Annotated in this window: 9 protein-coding genes; 2 read left to right on the top strand and 7 right to left on the bottom strand. The window is 70.6% G+C overall.

Annotated elements, in window-relative coordinates; all coding sequences use genetic code 11:
* Positions 1-365: 365 nt before the first annotated feature.
* Positions 366-1,922, bottom strand: coding sequence for an MFS transporter (locus CA983_RS32625; protein ID WP_086604404.1), 1,557 nt, complete (start codon positions 1,920-1,922; stop codon positions 366-368).
* A 97-nt stretch (positions 1,923-2,019) separates the two neighbouring features.
* Positions 2,020-3,360 (bottom strand): DUF445 domain-containing protein, encoded by a 1,341-nt coding sequence (locus tag CA983_RS32620; protein WP_425276492.1) that lies wholly within the window; start codon positions 3,358-3,360, stop codon positions 2,020-2,022.
* A gap of 196 nt (positions 3,361-3,556) precedes the next feature.
* Between CA983_RS32620 and CA983_RS32615 the strand changes: the two genes are divergently transcribed.
* Positions 3,557-4,891: an SGNH/GDSL hydrolase family protein gene (locus CA983_RS32615; protein WP_086604402.1), complete on the top strand. Its 1,335-nt coding sequence runs from the start codon at positions 3,557-3,559 to the stop codon at positions 4,889-4,891.
* A gap of 140 nt (positions 4,892-5,031) precedes the next feature.
* Here the strand turns inward: CA983_RS32615 and CA983_RS32610 are convergent, their stop codons facing one another.
* The 5 genes from CA983_RS32610 to CA983_RS32590 form a co-directional block, all read right to left on the bottom strand.
* Complete coding sequence (locus tag CA983_RS32610) at positions 5,032-5,724, bottom strand: DUF1707 SHOCT-like domain-containing protein (protein ID WP_086604401.1); 693 nt, start codon at positions 5,722-5,724, stop codon at positions 5,032-5,034.
* A 33-nt stretch (positions 5,725-5,757) separates the two neighbouring features.
* Positions 5,758-6,861 (bottom strand): ABC transporter ATP-binding protein, encoded by a 1,104-nt coding sequence (locus tag CA983_RS32605; protein ID WP_425276491.1) that lies wholly within the window; start codon positions 6,859-6,861, stop codon positions 5,758-5,760.
* 1 nt (position 6,862) lies between these two features.
* On the bottom strand, positions 6,863-7,684 hold the full coding sequence (locus CA983_RS32600) for an ABC transporter permease (protein ID WP_086604400.1): 822 nt from the start codon (positions 7,682-7,684) through the stop codon (positions 6,863-6,865).
* Positions 7,677-8,477: an ABC transporter permease gene (locus CA983_RS32595; protein ID WP_086604405.1), complete on the bottom strand. Its 801-nt coding sequence runs from the start codon at positions 8,475-8,477 to the stop codon at positions 7,677-7,679. Before CA983_RS32595 ends, CA983_RS32600 begins: the two co-directional genes overlap by 8 nt.
* Before the next feature lie 144 nt (positions 8,478-8,621).
* On the bottom strand, positions 8,622-8,891 hold the full coding sequence (locus tag CA983_RS32590; protein ID WP_086604399.1) for a hypothetical protein: 270 nt from the start codon (positions 8,889-8,891) through the stop codon (positions 8,622-8,624).
* Between the two features lie 254 nt (positions 8,892-9,145).
* Here CA983_RS32590 and CA983_RS32585 point away from each other — a divergent pair.
* Positions 9,146-11,169, top strand: a 2,024-nt coding sequence (locus tag CA983_RS32585; protein WP_107500303.1) for a transglycosylase domain-containing protein, incomplete at its 3' end; no start/stop codon positions are given.

Below are 11,169 nucleotides of genomic sequence, written 5' to 3'. Positions count from 1 at the left end.
GGATCGGGTGCGGCGGGGTGGGGCGGAGTAGGGTCCGGCCCGTTGCGGAGGTTCTGGCGGGGTGGCCCGGGCTCGGGTCGGGCGCTCACCCGCGCCGGCGGGGTGCCGCTCTCTGTGGGACGGGTGCCGCCCCAGCGGCACGACTGCCCGCAGCTAAGCCGGCTGCGGCCGCCCGCGGCTCAAGCGGGCAGCCATGGTCGTCCGCGGTCTGGGGCAGCCGCGGCGGCTCGCAGCCAGGTGAGCCGTACATCGTCGCCGCCCGCAGCTGGGGCAGCCTGGCTGCTCCAGCCAGCGGCGGTGCGCCCCCACGCCGTCGCCGCCCGCAGCCCGGGCGGCCCCGGCCGCCCCAGCCGGCGGCGGCGCCCCTACGTCGTCGCCGTCCTCGACCCGGTCGAGCCTGAGCCCGTCGAGCCCGAGCCGGAGGCGTAGGCGCCGTCTCCCTTGCCTCGATCCGTCGGCCCCGCCTTCCCCTCCGCCGCCGTCAGCGGCTTGGCGATGTCCTCCAGGGAACGCCGTTCCGCTCGCACCGCGAGGAGCGCCGCTGTCAGGCCCGCCAGGCACATCAGGGTCGCGCCGATCTGGAAGGCGAGGACCGTGTCGCCGACCTTGCCCGTGCCGGTGAGGTCGGCGAAGAGGAGCGGGCCGCTGATGCCGCCGGCTGCCGTGCCGATGGCGTAGAAGAAGGCGATGGACATGGCGCGGGTCTCCATCGGGAAGACCTCGGAGACCGTCAGGTAGGCGCTGGACGCGCCGGCCGAGGCGAAGAACAGGACCGCGCACCAGCAGGCCGTCAGCGTGCTCGCGCTGAGGGTGCCCTGGTCGAAGAGCCAGGCCGTGCCGAAGAGGAGCAGGCCGGACAGCAAGTACGTGCCGGAGATCATCACCCGGCGGCCCACCGTGTCGAAGAGCTTGCCGAGCAGCAGCGGGCCGAAGAAGTTGCCGAGCGCGATGACCGCGAAGTAGTAGCCGGTGCTGCCGCTCGGCACGTCGTAGAACGTCGTCAGGATCGCGCCGAAACCGAAGGTGATGGCGTTGTAGAGGAAGGCCTGGCCGATGAAGAGGGAGAAGCCGAGGATGGCGCGGCGGCGGTAGTCGGAGAAGACCGTGCGGCCGATCTCCAGGAAGGAGACGCTGCGGCGCTGGTGGATGGTGATCTCGCCCTCCGGGCGCGGCAGCGGTTCGCCCTTCTCCTGCTCGACCTTGCGCTCGATCGAGGAGACGATGCGTACCGCTTCGTCGTCGCGGCCGTGGATCAGCAGCCAGCGGGGGCTCTCCGGGACGTGCCGGCGGACCAGCAGGATCACCAGGGCCAGGACCGCGCCGAGCGCGAAGGTCAGGCGCCAGCCGACGTTCGCCGCGAAGATGTCCGTGTCCAGCGCGACGATCGAGAGCAGGGAGCCGAAGACCGCGCCCAGCCAGAAGCTGCCGTTGATCATCAGGTCGACGCGGCCGCGGTACTCCTTGGGGATCAGCTCGTCGATCGCGGAGTTGATGGCCGCGTACTCGCCGCCGATGCCGAAACCGGTGAGGAAGCGGAAGAGGAAGAACCACCAGGTGTCGAAGGCGATCGCGGTCAGGGCGGTGGCGCCGAGGTAGACCGCCAGGGTGATCATGAAGAGTTTTTTGCGGCCCCACTTGTCGGTCAGGCGGCCCCAGAAGAGCGCGCCGGCGCAGGCTCCGGCCACGTACAGGGCGGCCGCGAGGCCGGTGACCTCACCGGAGGTGATGGGCAGGCCGCTGCCGGGTTCCGACAGGCGGCTGGCGATGTTGCCGACGACGGTGACTTCGAGGCCGTCGAGGATCCACACGGTGCCGAGTCCGAAGACGATCGTCCAGTGCCAGCGTGACCACGGGAGGCGGTCGAGGCGGGCGGGGATGTCGGTGGTCACGGTTCGGCCGGTCCCGGCTTGTGCGGTGGTCATGGGCTCCCTCCCCATCGAGAAGAACCCGGTTCGAGTGCCCTGAGCGGATCCGCTTACGCCCTGACACCTCCGACCACCGGCGTGTCACATCCCACGCTCACGCCCCCAGCGCGTGCGACACCGTGTAGATCAGCAGGCCGGCCAGCGAGCCGACCACCGTGCCGTTGATGCGGATGAACTGGAGGTCGCGGCCGATGTTCGCTTCGATCTTCCTCGTGGTGTGCTCGGCGTCCCAGCTCGCCACCGTGTCCGTGATCAGGGAGGTGATCTCCTTGCGGTAGGTGGTGACGACGTACACGGCCGCGCCTTCCACCCACTTGTCGACCTTGTCCTGCACCTTGCGCTCGGCCGCCATCCGGGAGCCCAGCGACAGCAGGGAGGCCCGTACGCGCAGCCGCAGCTCGCTGCGCTCGTCCTCCGCGGCCGCGACGATCATGGACCGTACGGCCGTCCAGGCGCTGGCGATGAGGTCCTGGACCTCGCCGCGGCCCAGCACCTCGCCCTTGAGCCGCTCGATGCGGGCGCGGGTGTCGGTGTCGGACTGGAGGTCGGAGGCGAAGTCGGTGAGGAAGCGGTCGAGGGCGCCGCGCGCGGGGTGGGCGGGCATGTCGCGCATCTCGGTGGCGAAGCGCAGCAGTTCCTTGTAGACGCGCTCGCCGACCTTGCGGTCGACGAACTTCGGCGTCCAGCCGGGGGCGCCGCCCTCCACGGCGTCCATCACCTCGTCACGGTGCAGCACCAGCCAGTCGTGCGCGCGGGTGACGACCAGGTCGACGACCCGCTTGTGGCCGCCGTCGGCGACGACCTTCTCCAGCATCTTTCCGATGCCGGGCCCGATCTCCTGGGCGTTGGCGCGGCGGGTGATCGCCTCGCCGACGACGGCCTGGACGTCGGAGTCGCGCAGGACGGTCAGGGCGCCGCGCAGGGCCGTGGACAGCTCCGCCGTGACCCGGTCGGCGTGCTCGGGGACGGCGAGCCAGGCGCCGAGGCGGCTGCCGATGCCGACGGCGCGCAGCCGCTGCCGCACGACGTCCTCGGAGAGGAAGTTCTCTCCGACGAACTCGCCGAGGGAGACGCCGAGCTGGTCCTTCTTGGTGGGGATGATCGCGGTGTGCGGGATGGGGATGCCGAGGGGATGGCGGAAGAGGGCGGTGACGGCGAACCAGTCGGCGAGCGCGCCGACCATGCCCGCCTCGGCGGCCGCGGCGACATAGCCCGCCCAGGGCCCGGCGCCGGAGTTCTGGGCCCATTTGGCGAGGATGTAGACCACGGCCACGAACAGCAGGAGCCCGGTGGCGGTGAGCTTCATGCGGCGAACGCCGCGCTGTTTCTCCTCGTCCGCCGGGCTGAAGGTCGTCATCGCACGGTTCGTGACGGCGCCCGGGCGGGCATGCTCGCCCCGGACATCACCCTTTTCTTCCACTTTCGTACGTTCCATCCGCTCCACCCGCTTGGTGATCCCGCACACATTGTCCCTTCCTGACCGACTCCTGGAACGGAACAGGAGTTCCCGGCGTCTGTCGGGAGGGGGTAATGCCACGGGGGTCCTGTGAGCTTCCCCCCTGTCCATGACGCATCATGGGCACATCAGATCGGAGCCTGGGGCTCCCATCGCCCGAGGAGAACTACACAGCATGACCCGGGGTCGTGGTTACGCCCTTCTGGCCGGGCTGGTCGCAGCCATCGTGGCCCTTTCCACCGCCATATACGTCGGAGTGGCGTCCGACGACGGCACGCACAGCCGGAACGCCGTCACCGACAGCCGCCTTCCGAACAACTCCGCCGCCCCCGCCTCCACCGGCACCTGGGTCGGCACCTGGTCCACCTCCCCGGCCGCGGCCGAGCCCGGCACGGAGACGACCGGCATGGCGGACCGTTCGGTGCGCAACGTCGTCCACACCAGCGTCGGTGGTACGAGTGCCCGCGTGACGCTGTCCAATCTCTACGGCCAGTCGCCGCTGAGCATCACGCAGGCCTCGATCGCGGTCGCCGCCCGCAGCGGTACGCCCGCGGCGCTCTCGGACACCATGCGGCAGCTGACCTTCAACGGCGGGCCGACGGTCGTCATCCCGCCCGGCCGGCAGGTGATGAGCGACGCCGTGCGCATCGTCATCCCGCCCGACGCGGACGTCCTGATCACCACGTACACGCCGACCAGCTCCGGCCCGGTGACGTACCACCCTCGCGCCCGGCAGATCTCCTACGTCGCCCAGGGCGACCACACGGCTGACGCGACGGGCACGCCGTACACCGAGCAGAGCCCGTTCTGGCGTTACCTGACCGCGCTGGACGTGCTGAGCAACGAGGCCGACGGGACGGTCGTCGTCCTCGGCGACTCGCTCACCGACGGGATCACCTCCACCGTCGGCGCCAACAACAGGTGGACCGACGTCCTGTCCGACAGGCTACGCGCGGAGATCGCCGCCGGGCGGGACCTGCCCCGCTACAGCGTCGTCAACCAGGGCATCAGCGGAAACCGGGTCCTCACGGACGGGCTGGGCCGGCCGGCGGACAACCCCAGCGGGCTGAACCGCTTCGCGCGGGACGTGCTGGAGCGGACGAACGTCAAGGTCGTCGTCATCGACCTCGGGGTCAACGACATCCTGCGCAATCCGCGGCTCGCCGATCCGAACGCGATTCTCGACGGGTTGCGCACGATGGTCGGGCAGGCGCATGCGCGGGGGTTGAAGGTCGTGGGGGCGACGCTGATGCCGTTCGGCGGGCACCGGGGGTACTCGGAGGCGCGGGAGGCCGTGCGGCAGCAGATCAACGCGGAGATCCGTGCGGGGCGGGTCTTCGACGCGGTGGTCGACTTCGACAAGGCGCTGCGTGATCCTTACGACCCGCGGCGGCTGCGGGCCGACTACGACTCCGGGGATCATCTGCATCCCAGTGACAAGGGGTATACGCGGATGGCGGAGGCGTTCGACCTGGAGAGCCTGAAGGGGTCGGCGCCGGCGGAGCTGTAGGGCTGTCTGCTGGTGCGCGCTGCCGCCGCCTGCGGGCATTCGTGTCGCTTGGGGCGGCACGGGTGGGCGCTGGGGGTACCCCCTGCTCGAAGAGCTTGGGGGAGGCACCCCGCGGCGCCGGGCTGCGCAATGCCCCGGCCTCAGTCCAGCTGGCTTCGCCCCGCCCTGCGGTCCAGCCTCTCCTGGCGGCGTTCCTCCCGGAGCCGCTGCTTCTCCGCCCGGGTCAGCTTCCGCTGGACTCCGACGCCGCCCCAGAAGGCGAAGCCGGTGATGATGACGCGCGGCGCACCGGGGGCGCCGGGGACGCCCTCCTCCTGGTGGTCGAAGCCGCCCATGACGCCGATGCCGCGGACGACGACCTCGACGCCGGGCGGGACGATGACGTCGATCCCGCCCATGATCGCGATCGCGTTGATCTCGACCTCGCGGTCCGCGAAGTTCGCCTCGCGCAGGTCGATCTCCCCGCCGCCGCAGAGGGCGAGGCAGGTGAACCGCCGGGGCATCGTCCAGTGCCCCTTGCGCTGGAAGCCGGACATCACGGCGACGGCCCACGTCGAGGTTCCCTCACCGCCGACGATCCGCCCGGACAGGTCCGAGCCGGCGGCGGGCTCCTTGGTCAGTGACACGGAGGGCGCCGTGAGCCCCGGGGCCGGCAGGTCCCGGGTGATCGGCGCCAGTTCTCCGTACGTCCGCGCCTGGTACGTCGCGTCCAGCCGCTCCTCGAACTCCGCCATGTCGAGACGGCCCTCCGCGAGGGCGTCCCGCAGGATCTCGGCGACCCGTTCACGGTCGGCGTCGGAGGCGCGGAGGTCCGGGACTGAGTCGTCGGTCATACACAGCAGCCTACGAGTTACCCGTCCCGGGCACTATGCGGTCGCGCGCTCCGCGTACATCTTCGCGATGACCGCCTCGATGTCCGGCTCCCGCACCGACAGGTCCACCAACGGGTACTCCGCCGCGATCCGCGCGACGAGCGGCGCCGCCGACTCCGACGCCGGGAACGCCAGCCACTGCCGCGGACCGTCCACCCGGACGACCCGGGCGGGTGCCGGGGCGTCGATCGGCGGCAGTTCCCGCTCCAGGTCCACGACCAGGGTCCGCTCGCTCTCCCCCGCCTCGTGCAGCCCGGCGAGCGGGCCGTCGTACATCAGGCGCCCGTGGTCGATGACCATCACCCGCTTGCACAACTGCTCGATGTCCTGGAGGTCGTGCGTGGTCAGCAGCACCGTCGTGCCGCGCTCGGTGTTCAACTCCCGCAGGAACTCCCGCACCTTGGACTTGGACACGACGTCGAGGCCGATGGTCGGCTCGTCGAGGTACAGCACCTCCGGGTCGTGCAGCAGTGCCGCCGCGATGTCGCCGCGCATGCGCTGCCCGAGCGAGAGCTGCCGTACCGGCACGTCCAGCAGGTCGCCCAGGTCGAGGAGTTCGACCAGACGGTCGAGGTTCTCGCGGTAACGGGCGTCCGGGATCCGGTACATGCGGTGCATCAGCCGGTAGGAGTCGACCAGCGGGAGGTCCCACCACAGCGTCGTACGCTGCCCGAACACCACGCCGATGCGGTGCGCGAGCCGCGTGCGGTCGCGGGAGGGGTCGATGCCGGCGACCCGGAGCCGGCCGGCGCTCGGTGTGAGGATGCCGGTCAGCATCTTGATCGTGGTCGACTTGCCCGCGCCGTTCGGGCCGATGTAGCCGACCATCTCGCCGCGTTCCACGCGGAAGGAGATCGAGTCGACGGCCCGGACCTGCCGCCGCTCCCGTTTCATGAAGCCGGTCTTCTTGCGCACGTCGAAGACCTTCTCGACGCCGTCGAGTTCGATGAACGCGCTGTCCACCGCGGCCGGCCCGCTCTCCGCCCCGGCCGGCCCGCTCTCCGCCCCGGCCGGCCCGCTCTCCGCCCCGGCCGGCCCGCTGTCCGCCCCGGTCGACCCGTCGTCCGCCCCGGTCAGCCCGCTGTCCACCCCGGCCATCTCAACTCCCTGTACTCCGGTAGGAACGAAGCCCCACCCGCCACGCCATCCCCGCCAGCGCGCAGCAGGCCACCGCCACCAGCGGCGACGCGAAGGCCGTCCACTGCGGCAGCTCGATCGGGTACGGCCGGCCCAGCACATAGGCGGCGGGCACCCAGTTGACGAAGGCGAGCGGCAGCATGAAGGTCACGCCGCGCACCAGGTCCTTCCCGAACACGGTCGGCGGATACTGAAGCAGCGTGGTCCCGCCGTACGTGAACGCGTTCTGCACCTCCGCGGCGTCCTGGGCGAAGATCTGGAAGGCCGCGCCCGCCACGAACACCGCCGAGAAGATCGCCGCGCCGCTGACCACCATCACCGGCACCAGCAGCGCCTTCGGCGCACTCCAGTCGACGTCGACCGAGACCAGCGCCCAGCCCAGTACCACCGCGCCCTGGGTGATCCGGCCCAGGCGGCGCAGCGCGAAGCGGTCGGCGCCGACCTGGGCGAGCACCGGCGCGGGACGCACCAGCAGGATGTCGAACGAGCCGTCGCGCATCCGGGCGCCCAGGACGTCCATCGAGCCGAGCATCAGGTCGGCGATCCCGAACGCCGTCACCGACAGCCCGTACAGGAAGGCGATCTCGGGCAGCGACCAGCCGCCCAGCGAGTCGACCTGCGAGAACATCAGCAGGATCCCCACGAAGTCCAGGCCGGTCACCATCAGGTTGCCGAACACCGTGACGACGAAGGAGGTGCGGTAGGTCATGCTGGACCGCACCCACATCCCGGCGATCAACCGGTAGGCCCGCAGCCCCTCCCGCAGGGCGCTCCGCTCACCCACCCTGCACCACCACCCGCCGCGTCGCGGCCGACTGCAACAGCCGCCCCGCCGCCAGCAGCGCCACCGCCCACGCCGCCTGGAAGGCGAACGCCCCGAGCGGGTCCGTCTCCCCCATCAGCACATCCGCCGGCATCTGGATCTGCGCCGCCCACGGCAGCACCCGCACGATGTCACCGAACACGCCCGGGAAGGCGTTCAGCGGCAGCACCATGYCCGAGAAGAAGATCCCCGTGATCATCAGCACCTGGCTGACGCCCATGCCGTCCATGAGCCAGAACACGCTCAGGGCCGCCAGGTAGCGGATCGCGAAGCTGACGACCGTCGCCAGCAGGAGCGTCACCGCGAAGGCAGCCCAGGGAGTGACCGACGTCGGCAGCGCCATGGGGAAGAGGACCGCGCCGAACGCGAACGGGATGACGCCCCGCCCCAGCATCTGGAACAGCGCCCGCCCCACGTCACCCGCCAGCCACCACAGCTGGAGATCGGCCGGCCGGTACAGGTCGACGGCGATCTCGCCCGTGCGGATGCGCTCCATCAGGTCCTTCTCGGCGCCCCCGCCCTGGATGGCCAGCGTCGCGTAGAGGCACTGCCCCAGCCACACATAGGTCACGGCCTGCGCCTGGTCGTACCCTCCGAGATGCGGCCTTTCCTCCCAGAGCGCCAGGTAGGTGTAGACGAGGATGAGGCCGAAGACCGTGTTGGTGAACACCCCGGCCACCGTGGCCGCCCGATACGTCGCGTACCGCCTGAAGCTCCCCGCCGCGACGGCCGCGTACAACCGCCCCGAGCCCACCACCACAGCCCTCCTCGCCGTCCGGCACCGAAGCGCAGGAGCCTAGTGGAGCGGCGATCACGCGCGCCACGGGTTTTCCCGCCCCCGGGAAACGCCGTGGGGCGCCCCGGGCCGTGCCCGGAACGCCCCACGGGGGGGGTTCGATCACGCGTCGGTCTGTGCCCAGCCGCTGCACTTGTCCCAGATGATCCCGATGGTCGAGTGGCCGTCCTTGGCGAGGTCGGTGATGGTGAAGATCTCGCCGTAGGTCTGGATGTGGGCCTTGCCGCCCGAGTCCGCGTGGGACGTGACGTTCCAGTCGGCACCGGCCCAGACGGTACGATCCAGTCCGTCCGCGTGGGCCGAGGTGCCCGTGGCCAGGGCGAGCAGTGTGGCGGCGGTGCCGGCCAGGGCGGAGCGTGCGAGCAGTCGCATCGTCGGTCGTGTCCCCCTTCAGGCGAATTTCGCGCAGGCGAGATCGCTAATCGAACAGGCGTGCAGGTCAACGCAGTTCACCCTGCGCCCGCCCGCGTGTTCGCCGCGCGGGGCCCGCCTCGCCACACGGTTCGGACACGGCCCTCGGTCAGGGAACTGATCGCCGGATGGGACAGTCTTCATCACAGGGGCGCAAGAGCGAGCAGAGACGTACGGGAACGACGTACGACGCGAAACAGGAGTCCGTGCACGACATGAGTGACGAGCCTCAGCCGCAGCAGCCGACACCGGGCTGGGCACCGAGAGAGCCGCAGGCGGACGGCGACCCGAACACGCCTCAGGCCCGGCCGGCCGGGAAACCGAAGCGGACCGGCTGGCGCCGGGTCATCCCGACCTGGCGTATGACGCTCGGCGCCTTCATCATCGTCGCCCTGCTGCTGGTCGGCGGCTTCTTCCTCGGCTACTCGCTGGTGCAGATCCCGCCGGCCAACGCGCTCGCCACGAAGCAGGCCAACGTGTACCTCTACGCGGACGGTTCCGTGATCGCCCGCGACGGCGAGATCAACCGGGAGAACGTCTCGCTCCCGCAGATCTCCAAGGACGCCCAGCACGCGATCCTGGCCGCGGAGGACCGCGACTTCTACACCGAGTCCGCCGTCGACCCCAAGGCCATGGTCCGCGCGGCCTGGAACACGGCCCTCGGCAAGGGCAAGCAGTCCGGCTCCACGATCACGCAGCAGTACGTGAAGAACTACTACCTGCGCCAGGATCAGACGGTCACGCGCAAGGCCAAGGAGTTCTTCATCGCGATCAAGCTGGACCGCGAGGTGAGCAAGGACCACATCCTCGAGGGTTACCTCAACACCAGCTTCTTCGGCCGCAACGCCTACGGCATCCAGGCCGCCGCCCAGGCCTACTACGGCATGGACGCCAGGGACCTCGACCCGGCCCGCGCCGCGTACCTCGCCGCGCTCGTCAACGCCCCCAGCCAGTACGACGTCGTCGCCCACCCCGAGAACCGCAAGGCCGCCGAGTCCCGCTGGAACTACGTCCTGGACGGCATGGTCAAGAAGGGCTGGCTCAGCGAGTCGAAGCGGGCCGGCATGAAGTTCCCGGTGCCGAAGGAGTCCACCCTGTCCACCGGCATGTCCGGGCAGCGCGGCTACATCGTGCGGACCGTCAAGGACTACCTCACCCAGAACAAGATCATCGACGAGAGCCGGCTCGACGCCGGCGGCTACCGCATCACCACGACGCTCCAGAAGCCCAGGCAGGACGCGTTCGTGAAGGCCGTCAACGACAAGCTGATGGACAAGCTCGACAAGAAGAACAACAAGGTCGACCGCTACGTCCGCGCGGGCGGCGCCGCCGTCGACCCCAAGACCGGCAAGGTCGTGGCGATGTACAACGGCATCGACTACGTCAAGCAGTACACCCCGAACGCCACCCGCAGGGACTTCCAGGTCGGCTCCACCTTCAAGCCGTTCGTGTTCACCTCGGCCGTCGAGAACGACTCGCAGACCCAGGACGGCCGCCCGATCACCCCGTACACGATCTACGACGGCACCAACAAGCGCCCGGTCCAGGGCTGGACCGGCGACCCGTACGCCCCGGAGAACGAGGACCAGGTCTCCTACGGCGACATCACCGTCACCGAGGCCACCGACAAGTCCGTGAACTCGGTGTACGCGCAGATGGCCGCCGACGTCGGCCCCCAGAAGGTCAAGCAGACCGCGATCGACCTCGGCGTCCCCGAGACCACCCCCGACCTCGCCGACGGCCCCGCCATCGCGCTCGGCACGGCCACCGCCAGCGTCCTCGACATGGCGGAGGCGTACGCCACGCTCGCCAACCACGGCCGGCACGGCACGTACACGATGGTCGAGAAGGTCACCAAGGAGGGCACGCCGATCGAGCTGCCCGAGCGGCGCACCCGGCAGGCCGTGAGCCGCGAGGCCGCCGACACCACCACCTCCGTCCTGCGCAGCGTCGTCCAGAACGGCACGGCCGCCGCCGCGCAGGCCGCGGGCCGCCCCGCCGCGGGCAAGACCGGCACCGCCGAGGAGGACACGGCGGCCTGGTTCGCCGGCTACACCCCCGACCTCGCCACGGTCGTCTCCGTCATGGGCCAGGACCCGGACACCGCCGCCCACAAGTCGCTGTACGGCGCGATGGGCCTGGACCGCATCAACGGCGGCGGGGCGCCCGCCGAGATCTGGGCCCAGTTCACCCGGGACGCCCTCAAGGGCAAGCCGGTCACCGACTTCGACCTCAGGCT

It is taken from the genome of Streptomyces swartbergensis, from assembly GCF_002148965.1.
GTDB lineage: Bacteria > Actinomycetota > Actinomycetes > Streptomycetales > Streptomycetaceae > Streptomyces > Streptomyces swartbergensis.
This window is presented reverse-complemented; position numbering and strand designations above follow the sequence as displayed.